This is a genomic window from Dietzia sp. oral taxon 368 (assembly GCF_002999155.1).
In the GTDB taxonomy this organism is placed as follows: Bacteria; Actinomycetota; Actinomycetes; order Mycobacteriales; family Mycobacteriaceae; genus Dietzia; species Dietzia cinnamea.
Window position 1 is genome coordinate 264,936 of record NZ_CP027238.1, and the last position, 18,920, is coordinate 283,855.

General features: G+C 72.9%; 14 protein-coding genes and 1 pseudogene. 4 read left to right on the top strand and 11 right to left on the bottom strand.

The window, feature by feature from the left end; genetic code table 11:
• The first annotated feature begins 308 nt into the window (after nt 1-308).
• A complete protein-coding gene (locus C3V38_RS01295) occupies nt 309-2,201 on the top strand; it encodes an HNH endonuclease signature motif containing protein (RefSeq protein WP_254426045.1) in 1,893 nt (630 codons plus the stop codon).
• Between the two features lie 41 nt (nt 2,202-2,242).
• On the opposite strand, the pseudogene C3V38_RS01300 reads toward C3V38_RS01295, so the two are convergent.
• The 4 genes and pseudogenes from C3V38_RS01300 to C3V38_RS01315 all read right to left on the bottom strand — a co-directional run bounded on the left by C3V38_RS01300 (nt 2,243) and on the right by C3V38_RS01315 (nt 9,619).
• Nucleotides 2,243-2,998: pseudogene (locus tag C3V38_RS01300) on the bottom strand (SDR family oxidoreductase).
• A complete protein-coding gene (locus tag C3V38_RS01305; RefSeq protein WP_061228334.1) occupies nt 2,995-3,870 on the bottom strand; it encodes a DNA-formamidopyrimidine glycosylase family protein in 876 nt (291 codons plus the stop codon). Before C3V38_RS01305 ends, C3V38_RS01300 begins: the two are co-directional and overlap by 4 nt.
• A 3-nt stretch (nt 3,871-3,873) precedes the next feature.
• Nucleotides 3,874-4,812, bottom strand: a complete 939-nt coding sequence (locus C3V38_RS01310; RefSeq protein ID WP_106384944.1) for a cation diffusion facilitator family transporter — start codon at nt 4,810-4,812, stop codon at nt 3,874-3,876.
• Nucleotides 4,813-4,882: 70 nt separating this feature from the next.
• Nucleotides 4,883-9,619: an ATP-dependent helicase gene (locus C3V38_RS01315; protein ID WP_106384945.1), complete on the bottom strand. Its 4,737-nt coding sequence runs from the start codon at nt 9,617-9,619 to the stop codon at nt 4,883-4,885.
• 111 nt (nt 9,620-9,730) lie between these two features.
• Between C3V38_RS01315 and C3V38_RS01320 the strand changes: the two genes are divergently transcribed.
• The 3 genes from C3V38_RS01320 to C3V38_RS01330 all read left to right on the top strand — a co-directional run bounded on the left by C3V38_RS01320 (nt 9,731) and on the right by C3V38_RS01330 (nt 11,855).
• Nucleotides 9,731-10,471, top strand: coding sequence for an inositol monophosphatase family protein (locus C3V38_RS01320; RefSeq protein WP_106384946.1), 741 nt, complete (start codon nt 9,731-9,733; stop codon nt 10,469-10,471).
• Between the two features lie 61 nt (nt 10,472-10,532).
• Nucleotides 10,533-11,333 (top strand): thymidylate synthase, encoded by an 801-nt coding sequence (locus tag C3V38_RS01325; protein ID WP_106384947.1) that lies wholly within the window; start codon nt 10,533-10,535, stop codon nt 11,331-11,333.
• 9 nt (nt 11,334-11,342) lie between these two features.
• Nucleotides 11,343-11,855, top strand: coding sequence for a dihydrofolate reductase (locus tag C3V38_RS01330; protein WP_061228329.1), 513 nt, complete (start codon nt 11,343-11,345; stop codon nt 11,853-11,855).
• Here C3V38_RS01330 and C3V38_RS01335 read toward each other — a convergent pair.
• The 7 genes from C3V38_RS01335 to mftE form a co-directional block, all read right to left on the bottom strand.
• Nucleotides 11,852-12,472, bottom strand: coding sequence for a DUF1707 domain-containing protein (locus tag C3V38_RS01335; protein WP_106384948.1), 621 nt, complete (start codon nt 12,470-12,472; stop codon nt 11,852-11,854). The genes C3V38_RS01330 and C3V38_RS01335 overlap by 4 nt on opposite strands.
• Before the next feature lie 62 nt (nt 12,473-12,534).
• A complete protein-coding gene (locus C3V38_RS01340) occupies nt 12,535-13,656 on the bottom strand; it encodes an NDMA-dependent alcohol dehydrogenase (RefSeq protein ID WP_106384949.1) in 1,122 nt (373 codons plus the stop codon).
• Nucleotides 13,657-13,817: 161 nt separating this feature from the next.
• A complete protein-coding gene (gene trxA / locus C3V38_RS01345; RefSeq protein ID WP_061228326.1) occupies nt 13,818-14,201 on the bottom strand; it encodes a thioredoxin in 384 nt (127 codons plus the stop codon).
• 194 nt (nt 14,202-14,395) lie between these two features.
• Nucleotides 14,396-15,307 (bottom strand): alpha/beta fold hydrolase, encoded by a 912-nt coding sequence (locus C3V38_RS01350; RefSeq protein ID WP_061228325.1) that lies wholly within the window; start codon nt 15,305-15,307, stop codon nt 14,396-14,398.
• Nucleotides 15,308-15,362: 55 nt separating this feature from the next.
• On the bottom strand, nt 15,363-16,670 hold the full coding sequence (gene mftG / locus C3V38_RS01355; protein WP_083961774.1) for a mycofactocin system GMC family oxidoreductase MftG: 1,308 nt from the start codon (nt 16,668-16,670) through the stop codon (nt 15,363-15,365).
• A complete protein-coding gene (gene mftF, locus C3V38_RS01360; RefSeq protein ID WP_082767656.1) occupies nt 16,667-18,193 on the bottom strand; it encodes a mycofactocin biosynthesis glycosyltransferase MftF in 1,527 nt (508 codons plus the stop codon). The genes mftG and mftF overlap by 4 nt, the downstream gene beginning before the upstream one ends.
• Nucleotides 18,190-18,915, bottom strand: coding sequence for a mycofactocin biosynthesis peptidyl-dipeptidase MftE (mftE, locus tag C3V38_RS01365; RefSeq protein WP_106384950.1), 726 nt, complete (start codon nt 18,913-18,915; stop codon nt 18,190-18,192). The genes mftF and mftE overlap by 4 nt, the downstream gene beginning before the upstream one ends.
• Nucleotides 18,916-18,920: the final 5 nt, after the last annotated feature.

The following is an 18,920-nucleotide window of genomic DNA, read 5'->3' on the forward strand; positions in this document are numbered from 1 at the left end:
GTGGGCCCGGCCAGCGCTGCCGTAGTTCCGGCCGGCGCTGCCGTAGTTCCGGCCGGCCGAACCACCGGCCAGCTCTTCACCGCGGGCGACCCCGGCTCGCACCGGCGTGTCCCGCGCCGCGCGCGGGTCCGCGAACCCTCTCCCCTGTTGGCCGTCGGCCCTCGTCACCGCCCAGAATCTCCCAACGCACTGTCGCCGCCTTCGCCTGACACGTACCTCTTGTGGTGTCGAACACGTGGACGTAGAATAGAACACGTATTCGAGACATGGCGCGGCACGGCCGCACGGTCGACCACGGGGGGTGGGGCATGGACGGCGATCCCGAGCGCACGGCCGGTGGCTCCGCGTCCTCTTCCGGCCCTGCCGGCTCCACTGGCTCGTCCGGTTCTGTCGGCTCGTCCGGTGACGGCGCTGCCGCGGCGTTGACGGGGTTGACGGCGGCGGCGCGGGACGGCTGGGCGACCGAGAACCGCGCGGCCGCGCAGCGCCTGGTCGCCTGCTACGCCCTGCTGCAGGAGTGCTGGCGCGAGTACGGGCACGGTATCGACGGCAGTCACGAGGCCCGCCCCGGCCACGCCGTGGTTGACGGCCTCGTCGCTGCGGCCGGCTATGTGGTAGCGGCGATGTCCATCTCCGCCAGGCGCGCGGAGAAGATGCTGTCCTTCTCCTGGGAACTACACACCCGCTACCCGGCCATCCTGGAGGCCATGGCCGCCGGGCTGATGGAACAACGCGTCGCCGAACTACTCGCCCGGCAGATGGCCACCGTCCGCGGTGATGTCCTCGAGCAGGTCCAACGCCAGGTCGTCGACGACTACCTGAACGGCATCGCCGCCGGTATCCGGCTGGGCGACAAAGCCCTACGCGATGAGATCGATGCCGTCATCGGCCGCCACGACCCCGACGCCATCCGCCTGCGCAAAGAAGACGCCAGCCGCACCCGCGGCGTGCGCATCGGCAAAGGCGTCGACGGCATGTCCACCGTCTCCGCCCTGCTGGCCACCGAGGAAGCCGCCGTGTTGGCCGAAGCCCTCGACCAACGCGTCGCCGAACACCAGGCCGCCGACGACGACGCCACCGCCGCTGCTGCCGCGCGGACCGCCGACCCCGATACCGACCCGGACGAGCCGGAGCCGAACTACTCCACAGCCGAACGCCGCGCCGACGCCCTGATGTCCCTGATCTGCGGCGACACCCCCACCCACCCCGACGCTGCCGACACGTCCAATGACGCTCACGGCGCCGCGGGCGCGCCCGCCACCGCGGGCGGTCGGGCTCCGGTGTTGCGGCCGAAGGTCACCGTCATCGCCACCGGAGACAACGGCCGCGACGAACACGGCGCCCGAGTGGAGTTCACCCGCACCGGCGAAGCGGCCCTGCAGACCCTGCTGGAGATGCTCGCCACCTCGGATGGGGCCTCGTTCGAGCAGGTCGACCCGCACATCGGCGCCGCCGACGACACAGATGCGGCCCTGAGATATCGGCCGAGTGCCCAGTTGGCGCGCCGGGTCCGGCTCCGCGACGGCACCTGCCGCCACCCCGGATGCGCGATCCCCGCTGATGATTGTGACCTGGATCATGTGGTGCCGTTCAACCACGCCGACCCCGCCGCCGGTGGCCTGACCATCGAGGCGAACCTGGTGGCCCAATGCCGGCGCCATCACCGGTTCAAAACGTTCTCCGACTGGACCTACAAGCTCCAGCCCGACGGCACCTTAATCGTGACCACCCCCGACGGCACCGTCATGCTCACCCGCCCCGACGGGCCGCTGGCCCAGTACCGACGCGAACAACAACGCGACGAGGCCGATGCCTGGGCGCGTCAGCAACGCCGCAACCCCAGCCCCGTCTACGGGGCCGGGGTCCTGGACGAGGCGACCTACTTCGCCCGCCGCGCCCAACGCCTGGCCCGCGAACGCGCCCGCACCGCCGCCCGCAACGCCGCCGAAGCCACCGACGCCGCACCGACCTCGCCGCCACCCGACACCGGCGCCGAGGCAGCCGAGACCGCCCCAGACCCGAACGCGGGTCCGGACTCGAACACGGCCCCGGGCCCGGCCCCGCGTGAGCGTATGACCCCCGCCGCGGCCAGCCGCTGGTGGGAACGCAACAAACCCACCGACAGCACCCTGGAAAAAGCCATCCTCCACGCCCTCCACCAACACCTCGACGAACTCCTCCAACCACCACCACCCTTCTAAGGCGGGTGGAAGTGCAAGCTCGAGATGATTCCGCGGCGACCTCAGACGAAGCGGCGGCTGACCTTCTCCGGGAGCAGCGTGAGCAGCGGGCCGATCACCTTCCAGGGCTTGGCCGGGACGAGCGCGCGGACGGGCTCCGCATCGATCGTCTTGACCAGCGCGTCGACGCCTTCGTCGAACTCCGTCATCAGCGCGGTCTTCACCGATCGGTTGATGTCCGTGCGGATGTAACCGGGGAGGATGTCCGTCACCTTGATACGGCTTCCGGCGCTGTCGAGTTCGGCGTACATCCCCTGCGCCAGGGACGAGACGAAAGCCTTGGTGGCGCCGTACGTGTTCTGCGCCTTGGGCATCCCCCGCAGCGCACTCACAGACGAGATGAACACCAGGTGCCCCTCCCCTCGCGCGAGCAGCAGCTGAGTCGCCGCCTCGGCCTGGTTGAGAGTGCCGATCACGTTCACCATCGCGGTCTCGCGATTGGCGTGCGCCTTGCCCGTGCCGATAGAAGCGCCCTTGCCCAGCCCGGCGTTGAGCACGAACCTGTCGATCCCACCGAGCTCCGCGTCCAGCTCGCGGAAGACCCGCTCCACCGCCTACCCGTCGGCCACATCAAGCTCGCGAACGGCGACGGTGATCGACGGGTTGGCGGCCACCAGCTCGGCGCGCAGCTCCTCGAGGCGGTCGAGACGCCGTGCGCACAGTGCCAGGTTCTTGCCGTGCGCCGCCCAGCGGCGGGCCATACCCTCGCCGAGCCCGGAGCTGGCCCCGGTGATCAGGATCGTCTTGCGGTCGGTCACGAGTTCTCCTCAGTTGGCGATGCGCCCAGTGTGGCACGGCTCGGCTGGCAGGACGGGCAGCGGTACGCGATGCGGTCGAGCGAATCACTCGGCTCATCGGGGTTCGCGAGGCCGCCGAGGCGGAAGGTCTCCACCTCGGTCCCGCACCGTCTGCACGGTTTGCCGTCGCGGCCGTACACCCACAACTCGCGACCACGCCGGGCCTCGCCCGTGGTCACCCGGACGACACGGTCGGCGTTCGCCACCAACATCCTGCGTGCGAGCCTCACCATCGCCGGGAGATCCCGGACCGTCTCGACGGGATCGCGCGGGTCCACTCCCCGCACGAAACACAACTCGGCGCGGTAGACGGTGCCGATGCCCGCGAGGTTGCGCTGGTCGAGGAGCGCCTCGCCGATGGTGCGGGTGGGACGTTCCTCGATGCGCCGCACGACCTCGGCCACGCTGGCCGCCGGATCCCAGTCGGCACCGAGGAGGTCGGGCCCGAGGTGCTCGACAGCGACGTCGGCTTCGGCGGGCGACAGGGCGCGCAGGAAACCGAGTTCGGTCCCCACCACCTCGACGTCGTCCGCGCGCAGGACGAGCCGGGCGGTGTGTGCGGGGAACCGCCACCTCTCCCCGGCGCGGAGCACGAGGACCCGGCCCTCCATCTTGAGGTGGAGGTGGAGGGTGACGGGGTCACGCCCCTGGTCGTCGGGCCCGATGTCGACGAAGAGGTGCTTGCCCCGCGACCGGGCAGCCTTCACGGTCCTCCCGCGCAGGTCGACCGCGGCGAACCTCGGCACCCGGAGTTCGCCCCGGTCCAGGGTCCGCCCGGCGAGTGCGGCGTCAACCCGCGTGGCCGCGCGGTGGACCGTGTCTCCCTCGGGCACGGCTCACCACCCCAGTTCGCGGCAGCCGCCGACGCCCGCGGTCTCGATCTGCACGGTCACGTGCTCGATCCCGTGCTCGTCGAACAGGACACGTCGGGCATCGTCGAGCACCTCGGCGTGGTCCGCGTCCGGGGCGACGACCAGATGGACGGTCCCCACGTCCATCCCGGACGTGAGTGTCCAGAGGTGGAGGTCGTGCACCTCCTTCACGTCGCGCAGGACGCCGAGCTGGGCCTCGACCGCGGCGGGTTCAACACCGGCCGGGGCGTGCTGGGCGAGGACTGCGAGGACCTGCCGGCCGAGCGCCACCGCGCGGACCACGATGAACACCGCGATCGCCGCGGCCACCACGAGGTCCCAGACCGTCGACCCGGTGGTACGTATCAGCAGCGCGGCCGCGATCACCCCGACCGACCCGGCGGCGTCGGCGAGGACCTCGAGGTAGGCGCCACGTACCGCGAGGCTCTCGTCGGACCCGCCACGGAGCAGCAGGAGGGAGATGACGTTGACGACCAGGCCGAGCACGCCGACGACGAGCATCGTCCCGGTGGCGACGGGCGTATCGGAGCCGAGGCGGCCGAGCGCCTCGACCAGAACGTACACGCCCATTCCGAGCATGATGAGCACGGCGAGGCCGGAGGCGAAGATCTCCACGCGGTAGCGGCCGAACGTTCGCCGGCCGGTGGAGTCGGGACGGGTGGCGATGATCGTCGCGAGGAGAGCCGCACCGAGAGCGACGACGTCTGCCCCCATGTGGCCGGCGTCGGAGAGCAGGGCGAGGGAGCCGGAGAGCAGGCCGGCGACCAGTTCGACGACGAAGAACGCTGCCGTCAGTGCGAACGCGATCGCCAGCCTGGCGCGGTGGCGCCCACCGGCATGTCCGGCGGGACGAGCGTGGGTGTGCCCCGAGCCGTGTGCACCGTGCGCGTGACCCACTCCCATCCGGCTACCCCCTCTGACATATGCACCAATGCGCATATTCTAACTAATCGGGCGTGGGGTCTCAAGGGCGTCAGCGCCGGATGCGCACCCCCTTGGGGGTGATGCCGAAGCCCGCCGCCTCGAACGCGGCGGCGTGTGGAGAGCCGTGCACGGGCTCGCCGCCGAGAGTGGTGACGGTCAACGGACCGACCGCTCCCGAGCGGACGGCGTCGACGAGCGCGCCCGCGGCGAGAGGCACCGCACCGGCGCGGTCGTCGAAGATGAGGACGGTGCGTCCGCCGCGCTCGACGAACAGCACGCAGATCCCGTCGACCAGAACCACGAGCGCGCCCGCCTTCCGACCGGGCCGGTGACCCGAGCCGCCCGTGGCCGCTGCGTCGCCTCCGCCCGCCGCGTCGCCTCCGCTGGGCGCGGTGGCGGGCCAGGGCAGAGCGGCACCGTAGGGGTTGGCGGGGTCGGTGGCGGCAAGAACCCGGACGGTGGGTTCGTCGGTTCCGGAGGGCCAGTGGGCGTCGTCGGCGGTGTCGTCGAACGTGCGCAGTCTGTCGATCGTGTTGCCGGCCGCGAACTGCGCTGCGCCGAGACCGTCGACGAAGTACCCGCGGCGGCAGCGGCCGGAGTCCTCCATCTGCGCCAGCACCTTGTACACGGCGGCGAACCCGCCGGGGATCTCTTCGGCCTCGACCGCGCCCCGGGTGACGACGCCGTGGCGCAGCAGAAGGGTCTCGGCCCAGGCGTGCGCCCGCAGCGTGGCGTCGCTGATCGGCTCCGGAACGAGGGACCAACGGCCCGCCAACACGGGTGGCGTCCTCGTCCCCGCGGCGACCGCACCGTTGAGCTGCGCCATCGCGGTGCGGCCGAACCGGGCGCGACGTGGGCGGGCGGAGGCGCGGGGCGACCGGTGCGCGGTCCCCGACCCGGACGAGCCACCGCCGGCGAGCACCGCGCGCAGCGGTGAGAGCGTGTCGTTGGTGACGACCCCGTCCCACACCAGGTCCCAGACGGCGTCGCGCACCGCAGCCTCGGGGACGGCGGGTGCGGGGTCGGAAGGGGCGGGGTTCACGGGCCCAGCGTCGGTAGGGGCGGTGAGTGCGCTCCTCACCGTGGTGACTATGTCGCGGAAGAACAGGGCTCCGCCGCGCAGGGAGTCGACGACGGCGAGGTGGACCGGCCCCTCCGGCTGCGGTCGCCCCAGGGGCAGGGTGGCGCCGGCGGAATCGGCCGGGTGCAGGGAGATCCAGCCGTCGCGGGATCCGGCACGTCCACGCCCGCTCCAGATGACCTCTCCCCCGGCGAGGAGTTCGTCGAGCATCGCCGGAGAGTAGTCGCTCACCCGGGGCGCCAAGACGAGTGGTTCGAGGGCGGAGGCGGGAAGCGCGAGCCCGTCGAGCTGCTCGATCACTGCGAGCAGCCCGTCGACACCGGATTCGGCACCCGCCCGCGCGCCACCGCCAGCGCCGCCACCTGACCCCAGGCTCTGCCACCCGGGCAGGAAGCGGCCCAGCGCGGACTGGGACACCGGCTCGATCTGCGAGCGCAGAGCGGCCAACGATCGACGGCGGATGTGGCGCAGCACCTCGGCGTCGCACCACTCGGGACCCGTCGCGCCGGGGCGGAACTCTCCGGCCAGCAGTGTGCCCGAGGAGGTGAGCCTGTCGAGCACGCCGCGAACGACCGCCACGCCGAGTCCGAACCGCTCGGCGACCGCCTCGACCGAGAAAGGGCCGTGGGTGCGCGCGTAGCGGCGGATCAGCTCACCCAGCGGGTCGCCCACGTCGCCGAGGAAGGCCGACGGCACGCCGGGTGGAGGCGGGACTCCGAGGCCGTCGCGGAGCCGGGCCACGTCCTCGACCCCGGCCCACCAGCTGCGACCGGAGTGCTCCACCGGCACGATCCGCCACGTCCGAGCCAACTCGTCGAGCCAGCCCGGGACGGCGCCGGGCTCGGCGGAACGTTCGGCGATCTCGTCGACGGTGAGCGGGCCGAGCAGCCGGAGCAGGTCGACCACCGCCTCGGCGTCGCGTGCCGCGCGCTCGGGCTCGAGGTGCTGAAGGCGTCGCTCGATCGAGTCGAGGACCTCCACGTCGAGCAGTTCGCGCAGCTCGACGCGGCCCAGCAGCTGACCGAGCAGGCCGGGATCGATGCTCAGTGCGGCGGCCCGCTTCTCGGCGAGCGGGGAGTCACCCTCGTAGAGGAAGGCGCCGACGTAGTCGAAGAGCAGCGACTGCGCGAACGGCGAGGCGCCGGGCGTATCCACCTCGACGATCCGCACGCTGCGCGACTCGATCTCCCCCAGCAGCCGCTCGAGCGCGGGCACGTCGTAGACGTCCTGGAGGCACTCGCGCACCGCCTCGAGGATCATCGGAAAGTCCGGATACCTCCGCGCGACGTCGAGCAACTGCGCGGACTTCTGCCGCTGCTGCCACAGCGGGGCCCGCCGGCCCGGATCCAGCCGGGGGAACAGCAGGGCGCGTGCGGAACACTCGCGGAAGCGTGAGGCGAACAGCGCCGACCCGCCCACATGCCGGGTCACCAGATCGACCGCCTCCTCCGCAGAGATCGCGAACGTCTCAGCCCCCGGGCGCGCGCCCCCCTCGCCGTCGTCACCCGTATCGGGGACCCGGAGGATGATGCCGTCGTCGGACACCACCGGCACCGCGTCGAAGCCGTGCGCGGCGGCCAGCCGGGCGCGCACGGCCTCCGCCCACGGCCAGTGCACGCGCGCGCCGAACGGCGAGTGCAGCACGATCCGCCAGTCCCCCACCTCGTCGCGGAACCGCTCCACGACCAGGGTCGTGTCGCTGGGCACGTGGCCGGTCGCCTCGCGCTGATCGGTCAGGTACCGCCGGAGGTTGGCGGCGGCGTAGGTGTCGAGGCCGGCGGCGTCCAGGCGCGCGGTGACCTCCGCCTCCGACCCGGACGACACCTCGCGCAGGAACCCGCCGAGCGCGCGGCCGAGTTCAGCGGGGCGGCCCTGGTCGTCGCCCAGCCAGAACGGCAGCCGGCCGGTCCCGCCGGGCGCGGGCGAGACGAGGACGCGGTCGTGGGTGATCTCCTCGACGCGCCAGCTGGAGGCCCCGAGCGCGAAGACGTCACCGACCCGCGATTCGTAGACCATCTCCTCGTCCAGCTCGCCGACGCGGGCGGCCTTCTCCCCCACCATGAACACGCCGAACAGGCCGCGGTCCGGGATGGTGCCGCCGGAGGTGACGGCCAGTCGCTGGGCGCCGGGGCGGCCGGTGAGGGTGCCGGCGTCGCGGTCCCACACCAGGCGTGGCTTGAGCTCGGCGAAGTCCGCGGACGGGTACTTGCCGGCGAGCATGTCGAGGGTGGCCTCGAACGCGGACCGCGGCAGACCGGCGTACGGGGCGGTGCGCCGGACGGCCGAGAACCACTCCTCCACGTCGATCGGCTCGAGTGCGCACGCGGCCACGGTCTGCTGCGCCAGCACGTCGAGCGGGTTGGCGATCACCGTGAGTTCCTCGATCGCGCCGGCGAGCATCCGCTCCACCGTGACCGCGCTGTGCACGAGGTCAGCGCGGTGCTTGGGGTAGACGACGGCCCGCGACACCTCGCCGACCTGGTGTCCCGCGCGCCCCACGCGCTGCAGCCCCGAGGCCACCGACGGCGGGGACTCGACCTGCACGACCAGATCCACCGCGCCCATGTCGATGCCCAGCTCGAGCGAGGAGGTCGCCACCACCGCGCGGAGCCGGCCGGACTTGAGCGCGTCCTCGATGATCGCCCGGCGTTCCTTGGACACCGACCCGTGGTGGGCCATGGCCAGTTCCGGCGGCGCCCCGCGCGAGACCTCTGACGGCACCATGAGCTGCGCGGGCGGCCGGGCGGGGGGCTCGGGGAGCGAGCCCGGGTCGGTGTCCTCGGCGTAGATCTCGTTGAGCCTCGCGGTGAGCCGCTCGGCCAGGCGCCGGGAGTTGACGAACACGATCGTCGAGCGGTGGGCGGTCACGAGGTCCACGACCTGACGCTCCACATGCGGCCAGATGGAGCCCTGACCCGGGGTGCCGGGCGGCGCGGTGACCGCCGGGGCCGACGAGGACAGGTCCGCCATGTCCTCGACCGGCACGCGCACCGAGAGCTCGAAGCCCTTGTCCGACCCCGGCGCCACGATCGTGGTGGGACGCTCCCCCGCGAGGAAGCGGGCGACCTCGCTGTGCGGCCGCACCGTCGCCGACAGCCCCACCCGCTGCGCGGGCGTGTCGAGCAGCTCGTCGAGCCGCTCGAGGCTGAGAGCGAGATGCGCGCCGCGCTTGCTGCCGGCGACCGCGTGGATCTCGTCGATGATCACCGTGCCCACCGTGGCGAGGGTCTCCCGCGCGGCGGAGGTGAGGAGCAGGAACAGCGACTCCGGCGTGGTCACGAGGATGTGCGGTGGCCGGGCGCGCTGGCGGCGACGCTCGTCAGGCGGGGTGTCACCGGTGCGGATCCCGACGGTGACGTCCGGCGTCGGTACCCCCATCGACGCGGCCTCACGGGCGATCCCCGCGAGCGGCGCGCGCAAATTGCGCTCGACGTCCACCGCGAGGGCCTTGAGCGGCGAGACGTAGAGGACGCGGGTGCCGGGCCCGGGGTCCGGCGCGCCGCCCCGGTCACCCAGGAGCAACCCGTCGAGCGCGGCGAGGAACGCCGACAGGGTCTTGCCGGAGCCGGTAGGGGCCACGACGAGGGTGTGCGATCCGCCGGCGAGCGCGGTCCACGCCCCTTCCTGGGCCGCTGTGGGCGCGTCGAACGCGCCTCGGAACCAGGAAGCGGTGGCCGGGTGGAACCGGTCCAGGGCGGCGGGCATGAAGTCATGATGGCCTACGACTACGACAGAGCGGCCGACGACAGCACGGTCCAGGACAGCGCGGCCGACGACACAGGCCGCCACGCGCCGCCTGCTCCGTAGAGTGAGGGCATGCGCGAACTCAGCGACCACGACCTGGCCTACCACCTCGCCACGGGCATCGGGGACATCGTCCGGGGCACCCGGGCCGGCGGGTTGCTGCACGGGCGGTCGCTCGCGCGGGTCGCCAACGAGGTCGCCCAGAGCTGGACCGACGAGGTGCTCGCGGTGCACCGGCCGGACGACGGCACCCTCTCGGAGGGCGTCTCCGACGACCTGAGCCGCCTGGACAAGGCGCGCGTGTGGATCATCGATGTGATCGACGGGACCAAGGAGTTCTCGACCGGCCGCTCGGACTGGTCGGTGCACGTGGCGCTCGTGGTGGACGGCCGGCCCGCGCTCGCCTCGGTGGGCCTGCCCGACGCGGGCAGGGTGTTCCGGTCGGACCAGGTCGACCACGTCGACGGGCCGTTCTCCGGCACCATGGTGATCAGCCGCAACAACCCGCCGGCCGGCGTGCACGAGATCGCCGACGAGCTCGGGCTACGCGTGCGTCCGATGGGCTCCGCCGGGGCCAAGATGCTCTCGGTACTGCTCGGCGACGCCGACGTCTATCTCCACGCCGGGGGGCAGTTCGAGTGGGATCAGGCCGCGCCGGTCGCGGTGGCGCTGGCGTCCGGGTTGCACGCGTCCCGGCCCGACGGCTCGCCGATCGAGTTCAACAAGTCCGACGCCCACTCCCCGGACATCCTCGTCTGCCGGCCGGATCTCACGGAGAAGGTGCTCGCCGCCACGGCGGGCTGGTCGGTGTGACGGAATGGGTCGCTGAGAGCCCCAGTGGGTCGGCCCCCGGATTTTCAGTAGACTCCGCCTCATGACCGTCCCCACCCCGTACGAGGATCTGCTCCGGCTCGTCCTGGAAGAGGGCACCCCGAAGGCGGATCGCACGGGAACGGGAACGCGCAGCCTGTTCGGTCACCAGATCAGGTACGACCTCGCCGCCGGCTTCCCCCTTCTCACGACCAAGCGGGTCCACTTCAAGTCGGTCGCCTACGAGCTGCTGTGGTTCCTGCGCGGCGACTCGAACGTGCGGTGGCTGCAGGAGCACGGCGTGAGCATCTGGGACGAGTGGGCGGACCAGGCCGGCGAGCTCGGCCCCGTCTACGGCGTCCAGTGGCGGTCGTGGCCCACCCCGGACGGCCGGCACATCGACCAGATCGCGGCGGCCGTGGACCTGCTGCGTACGGACCCGGACTCGCGGCGCAACATCGTCAGCGCGTGGAACGTCAGCGAACTCTCGCAGATGGCGCTGCCACCGTGTCACCTGCTGTTCCAGTTCTACGTGGCCGACGGCAAGCTCAGCTGCCAGCTCTACCAGCGCAGCGCCGACCTCTTTCTGGGCGTGCCGTTCAACATCGCCTCCTACTCCCTGCTCACGCACATGGTCGCGCAGCAGGTAGGCCTCGAGGTGGGCGAGTTCATCTGGACCGGCGGGGACTGCCACATCTACGACAACCATGTCGAGCAGGTGCGCACCCAGCTGGAGCGTGAGCCGTACCCGTACCCGGAGCTACGGCTACGGAAGGCGGAGTCGATCTTCGACTACCGTTTCGAGGACTTCGAGGTCGTCGGTTACGAGCACCACCCGGGCATCAAGGCCCCGGTCGCGGTCTGAGCCGGGGCCGTGGCGGTGCGGATGGTGTGGGCGCAGGCCCGCGGCGGGGTGATCGGTGACGGCCGGGACATGCCGTGGCATATCCCCGAGGACCTGGCCTTCTTCAAGCAGGCCACCGTCGGACGCCCCGTGGTGATGGGCCGCGCGACGTGGGACTCCCTGCCGGAGCGCTTCCGCCCTCTGCCGGGACGCCGCAACATCGTGTGCACGCGGGACCCCGGGTGGGCGGCCGACGGCGCCGAGCGCGCCGGGTCGGTGGACGCCGCGTTGGCCTCGGCGGGCCGCGACGCGGTCGTGATGGGCGGCGGTCAGGTCTACGCCGCCGCGCTGCCCGCGGCCGACGAGTGCCTGGTGACCGAGATCGACGCCGACGCGCCCGGGACCGTGCTGGCGCCCACGTTGGACGCGGCGTGGGAGCGGGTGGAGGTCGGCGAGTGGATCACCGATCCACGGAGCCGCGTCGACGGGTACGACGACGAGGTGCGGCACCGGCACACCGTGTGGCGTCGCCGGGAGCGCTAGAACCACTTCCAGGTCTTGGGGATCTTCTCCCCCGCGGCGAGGATCTTGATCTTGGCGTTGGCCATGAAGCCGTTGATCTCGATGTCCAGATGCGGGCCGCCGTGGACCTCGTAGCGCCCCTCGTCGATCTTGAGATCGGTCATCGTCCGGTTCCCGGTGATCGTGACCGAGACGCCCGGCGGGAGCAGTACCCGGGCGTTGGCGGCCCACAGGTCCAGCTGGAGGTGGGTGCGGGGGCGGTCGACGACGGCCTCGCGGGCGTCGAGATAGATCTCCCCCATCCACGAGGTGAGCCGGTAGTCGTCCGGCAGCATCCATCTCCCCTCGCGCCTGAGGGTGTCAAAGATCGAGGTGGTCTTCTGGCCCTCGTCCACGACGATGGCGGCGCCGGGGCGGGGGGCCGGCGGGCCCGGGCGGTGCGCGGCGGGCGGGGCGGCCGGGTCGGACCCGGCGGGCAGTCCGCTCAGCGCCACCTCGAGTTCGGCGGGGCAGGTGGCCGCCCAGATCTGGGCGGCGCGGTCGGAGAACTCGGCGAGCGAGAGCTCACCGCGCCCCACCATCGCCTCCAGTCGCCGTTGGGCCAGTGCTCTGGGGTCGTTGTCCTGCTCCGGATCCATGGCCTCAGATTACCCAGCGACCGGGTGCCCGTTGGGAGGGCCCGGAACGCGAGACCCCGCGGTCAGTCCTCGTGCACGATGATGCCGCGCACCATGCCCTCGCCGCCCGCCTCCATCATCTCGTAGCCCTCGTTGACCTGGTCGAGGGTGAAGCGGTGGGTGACGAGCTCGTCGAGCTTGAGCTGCTTCTCGTCCCACAGACGCAGGATGTTGGGGATGTCGTGGAACGCGTTGGCCGACCCGAAGAGCGACCCCTTGATGACCTTCTCGTACTGGGAGACGAACAGTCCGGTGAGGGTGATCGACTGGTTGTCGAGGCCGCCCATCGAGGTGAGCACCACGACACCGCGCTTGCCGACCATGTCGACGGCGTCGGCGGTGACCTTGGCGTCGGCCACGCCGATCGTGATGATGGCCTTCTCCGCCATGAGGCCCCAGGTCAACCCGGGCAGCTCTGCCTTGGCCTGCTCGACGTCCGTGTAGACGTGGGTGGCACCGAACTCTCTGGCCTTGGCGAGCTTGGTCTCGTCGGTGTCGATCGCGAGGATGAAGCGGGCGCCGGCGTGCCTGGCGCCCTGGATCGCGTTGATGCCGATGCCACCGATGCCGAAGACCACGACGGTGTCTCCGGCCTTGACGTCGGCGGAGTAGACCGCCGAGCCCCACCCCGTGGTGACACCGCAGCCGACGAGCGCGGCGACCTCGAAGGGGATCCAGTCCTGGATCTTGACCACCGAGTTCATGTTGGCGACGGTGTACTGGGAGAACGTTCCGAGCGTGCACATGGCGCCGGCGGTCTCGCCATTGTCCAGGGCGAAGGGGTACCGGCCGTCGGCCATGACGCCGAAGGTGCCGTTCAGGCCGCCGTCGCAGAGGTTGGACACGCCACGGGCACACGCCGGGCACTTGCCGCACGCGGGGATGAACGAGCCCACCACGTGGTCACCGGGCTGGACGTGGGTGACCCCCTCACCGACGGCCTCGACCACGCCCGCACCCTCGTGCCCCAGGACGATCGGGAGCCGACCGGGCAGGTCCCCGGTCCGCATGTGCAGGTCCGAGTGGCACAGGCCGGCGACCTTCCACTTGACCAGCACCTCACCGAAGTGGGGTCCGTCGAGCTCGGCCTCGACGATCTCGAACGGCTTGCCGAGCTCACGGGCGATTACGGCCTTGGTCTTCACTGCGACTCCCTCCGGGCGCGACGGTGGTAATCACCGTCACTGGAACGTGTTCTCGTCACACTAACCCCGGTTCTGACATCTGTGGGGTGGCTACAAGAACGTGTTCTCCCCCCGGAGGGAGCGCGGTGCGGACCAGAGGTCCCGGATCCGCGCGCGGGGATTCAGGCCTGGGCGTCGCCCTGCTGGGCCTGCGCCTCCTCGACGGCCTTGCGGACCTCGTCCATGTCGAGTCCCTTGATCTGCTCGACCAGGTCGTCCAGGGCCTGCTCCGGGATCGCACCCGAGTGACGGAAGACGGCGATGCCCTCACGGAACGCCATCAGCGTCGGGATCGACTGGATCTGCAGCATCGCACCGAGCTGCTGCTCGGCGTCGGTGTCGACCTTCGCGAAGGTCACCTCGGGGTGCTTGCCCGACACCTTCTCGTAGACCGGGCCGAAGGCCTTGCACGGGCCACACCACTCGGCCCAGAAGTCCACCAGGACGATGTCGTTCTCGGTGACGGTCTTCTCGAACTCGGCGGTCGTGATGTCGACGGTGCTCATACGAATGCCCTCCTTGCGCGTACGGGGCGACTCTCGACCCGTCTGCTTGTCGCCAGCCTACGGATCGCGCGGGCCGGCGACGAGATTCCCCGGCCACCGATACCCGGACGGGTATCGACGACCGCTCATCCAGGGCAACGTACACGGAGTGGGGTTATTCCCCGGACGCCCCCGCGCCGCGGCTCGTCGGGGACTCAGCGGAGGGGCGGCGAATCGAGCACCTCGGCCAGGAACCACTCGAGCTGGTCGAGGAAGACGGCGTTGTCGTCGCCGGCGACCATGTGACCGGCGTCGGCGACCTCCGTGGTGTGGGCGTGCGGGAGCAGCTCGAGCAGATGCTGCACGGAGTCGTCGCTGACGATGTCCGAGGCCGACCCGCGGATGAGCAGGGTGGGCTGGGTGATCCTCGGGACGAGCTCCTCGAAGAAGGCGTTGCCGATCTCGGCGTTGTCGGCGGAGGCCCCGCCGGCGAACTGCGGGTCCCAGTGCCAGTGCCAGCGCCCGTCCTCGCGCAGCCGCAGGTTCTTGCGCAGTCCCTCGGGGTTCGGGGGCCGCTTGCGGTGGGGCTGGTAGGCGGCGATCGCGTCGGCGGCCTCCTCGAGACTCGCGAACCCGTCGAACCCGGACCGCATGAACTCCCCCACCCTCTCGACGCCCGCGGCCTCGAGCCTGGGGGTGACGTCGACCAGGACGAGCGCGCGGGCGACGTCCTTGCCGGTGCCCAGCGAGAGCATCGCGGTCATCCCGCCGAGCGACGCACCGACGACGACCGGACGCCGCTCGGGGAACCGCTCTGCGACGATCGCCTCGAGATCGGCGGCGAGGCGATGGATGTCGTAGTCACCCTCCGGGTCCCAGTCGCTGTCCCCGTGTCCGCGCGCATCCATCGCGGTGACGCGGTAACCCTCGGCGGCCAGGCGGCGGGAGGCCCGGCTCCAGGCGTGGCGGGTCTGCGCACCGCCGTGGAGCATGAGGATCTCGTCGACGGGCTCGGTGGGCCGGCCGTCCGGTCCGTGCGGCTCCCAGACCTCGCCGACCAGCCGGACGCCGTCCTCGCGCTCGACCGCGAACTGCTGTGGCTCGACGGTGGTCTCAGTACTCGGCATGCGCGCCTCCCGGGCCGCCGCCCACCCTCTCGGTGGAACGTGTTCTATCTGTGTTCTACCACGCCCGCTCGGCGACCATCCGCGCGGCGAGGTCCTCGGCCACCGCCAGGACGGTGTAATACGGACCGCATAGCGGCAGCGACGGCAGGACCGACGCGTCGGCCACCCGCACTCCCTCCACCCCGAGCACCCGACCGGAGTCGTCGAGCACCTCCCCGACCCGCGCCGCGCCCGACAGGTGGTGGGAGGTCGAGCGGGTGACGGTGCCGTCGATGCCCAGGCGTTCCGCCACGAACGCCGTCGCCTCGGCCAGCGCCGTCGCGTCGCCCGGGTCGTCCGGGAGGTCCACGCTCCCGTCGGCGTGCACCCGCCCCCGTCCGAGGGGGTTCATCAGTGCCACCCCGATACGGTGCGGCACCTCGCCGAGGCCGGGGATCGCGCGGTGCATCGGGACCGCGTAGGGGCGCACCTCGATCTCCGGCACCCACCCGCGCTCCCGCACAGGGAGGTCGAGCCGCACCACGTGGGAGAGCAGGGGCGGCAGCCCGCCGGCCGCGTCAGCCCCCGTGCCGAGCCCGGCACCGGCCCCGGCGGCCGGGTCCGCGGGGACGTCCAGCAGGAGCTCGGGATGCTCCTGCACCCCGTGGCCGACCGGGTGGCCGCCGGCCCCGTCGATACCGGAGCCCAGAAGGAGAACGGTCGTCCCGATCGTCCCCGCGCACAGCACCACCTGGCGGGCGGCGATCGCCTCGTCGTCGTCGAGGACCACGCCCACACACCGCCGGGCGCCTCCCGTTCCGCCGACGGCCCCGCCCGCCCACGACAGTTCACGTACCGCGGCACCGGTGCGTACCCGCACGCCAGCGCCGGCGGGGTCCCACGCGTCGAACGCCGTCACCCTCCGCCCGTCGCTGCGCGCCTGCGGGACGGCCGCTACGCGTCCGGGGAACGCGGCGGCGACCCACGCGGCGACCGGCCCCATCGGCGCCAGGCGGGGGCGCAGGCGCTCGGCCGCCCGCGCCAACCCCACCGCGTAGCGCCGGGGCCAGCCCTGTCCCCACGCCTCGAGATCCGCCGGCCGGGCCGGCGCGCAGTACCCCCCGTTCACCGCGCCCGACCCGCCGACCGCCCGGCCGCGGGGCAGCTCAAGGGCCGTGTCCCCGAGCGTGGCGGGGTGGCGTGCGACCACGCGGGAGCCGGGGCCGATGTCGAGCAGGCCCGCGAGCGGGGTGGCGGCGGCCGTACCGGCCTCGAGCAACAGGACGTCCGCGCCGGCGTCGGCGAGCCGCCGGGCCACCACACACCCGGCGGCGCCCGCACCGACCACCACGACATCGGCGTCCCCGCCCGGGCCGCCGGTCATCGCGTGAGTTCCGGGCGCAGGGCGGCCGGGGAGCGCTCCGTCACCGCAGAGCGCCAGACCCCCGCGCCGTAGGCCAGGTCGTCCAGGCGGTGCAGCAGGACGTGCCCGACCGGCTCGTCGGCCGGCCATCGGCCCGGTTCCCGCGCGCTCCACCAGTGCCACAGCCCCTCCGCGGCGGCCGCGACCGCGAGGCGCCGGCGCAGCGCCCGCGCGATCCGGCCCCGCGACCCGGCGGTGAGCGCCAGCGCGGTCGCGGTGACCGGCCCATACGGGCGTAGTAACGCCTCCGGCAGCTGCCTGATCGAGGCCCCGGCGCCGCGGGCGACGAGCTCGGCGGCCGCGCGTCCGTCGCCGGTCAGCGCGCGCGTCCGCCACCACGCCCTGGCCACCGCGCCGAGCGCGACCACCGTGCCGAGCGGGCTCGCGCTCCATACCCCGACCGCCACGGCCAGCGACCACGGCGCGGCGACGGCGGGCGCGACGTCGGCGCCGTGCCGCGCTGCCAGAGGTGCGGCTCCACGTCCGTAGTAGGCGCGGCGGGTCAGCAGGGCGCGAAACCCGGTGCGGTGGCGGTGGGCGACGCGGGCGGCGGGCTCGTAGCGGATCCGGCCCCCGGCGTCGTCGATGCGCCAGCACAGGTCCACGTCCTCCGCGACGTGCATGCGTTCGTCGAACGGTCCGGTGCCCCCTCCGGCCGGGACCGGGGGCAGCCGGTCGGGGCGGACCGCGAGCGCGGCACTGGGCACGTACGCCACGCGCGTTCGCGGCCTCACCCGCGCCGGTTCGGGCCCCATGTCCAGCGCCGAGCGCGCCGTCTCGTAGCCGCGCACCCAGAACCGGCCGGGCTCGGCGGCGACGACGCGCGGCGCGACCGCCGCGACCAGCGGATCGTCGAGGCGGGCGAGGAGGATGTCGAGCCAGCCCGGTAGTGGGAGGACGTCGGCGTCGAGGTACACCACCACCTCGGCGCCGGAAGCGACCGCCGCGGACGTGCCGGCGTTGCGCGCGGCCGCCGGGCCGCGGGAGCGGTCGTGGCGCAGGACGGTGACGGGCGGATCGGGGGCCCGCGCGGGACTGAGAGGCACCGTCAGCGGCGGGGTGGAGCCGTCGTCGACGACGACGAGGTGGACGCCGCGCGCGAGTTCGGGGGCGAGGGTCCGCGCGAGGGCGGCGACCCCGTCCGCGTCGTCACGGACGGGGACCACTACGGCGACGCCGTCCAGCGGGCGGTCCGCCGACACCGGGCCGGCGGGATGGGCCATCCCGCGATCGGTGAGAGCGCGGGCGAGCGCGGCCCCCGCGGGAGTGTCCGTCGCGACGGCCCGGCCCCCGTCCAGGAGGCCCGCCACCGACGGCGCGGGCGTGATGAGCGTGACCGGGTCGCCGCCCAGGACGCGCACGACGCCGCCGCGTCGCAGGATCCGGGTCCGGCGGTCGAGCAGCACGTGCGGCCGGTCGGTGGCGGGCGGGGTGGGTGCGGCGGGCGGGGCAGGTGAGGGCGCACGGTGTCCGGCTGGTCTCATCGGAGCATCCCGTCGTCGTCCGGGCGCCACCCGTCGAGGCGCGCGCGGGCGTCGGCCACCAGCGAACCCCACAGCCGCTCGCCGTCCGCGGCCGTGGCGGTGGTGGGATCCCCCAGGACACCGGACGGGCTCACCGCGGCGACCCCGCCGTCGCGCACGGCGGGCAGGATCTGCGGCAGCGGCCGGACACAGCCCCGGGTCGCGAGATCGGTGCGGACGAGGTCCGCGTGCAGGTGCAGCATGAGCGAGGTCTCGGCGTGCCCGGCGTGGGTGTCGCGGGCGTCCTCGGCGGTGCGGCAGGACAGCCAGGCGGCGTCGCGGCCCTCGCTGCGCAGCCGCGGGACCGCGCGGCGGAGGGCGTCGACGTTGCCGCCGTGACCGTTGACCACGAGCAGTCGGTCCGCCCACGAGGACACGGACCTGCCCAGCTCGAGGAGCACCTCGGCGAGCGCCCCGGTCCCGATGGAGACGGTCCCCGCGAACGACTGGTGCTCCCCGCTCGAGCCGTAGGCCAGGGCCGGGAGCACGCGGACGTTGTCGCCGGTCGCCGCGTGGGCCGTGGCACCGGCCGCCGCGTCGGCGACGGCGCGGGCCGCGGCCTCCGCGAGGAGGGTGTCGGTCTCCTGCGGCAGGTGCGCACCGTGCTGCTCGGTGGCCCCGAGTGGCAGCACCGCCAGCACGCCGCCGCCCGGCCGTCCGTCCGCGCCGGTCGCGCCCGTCATGTCGG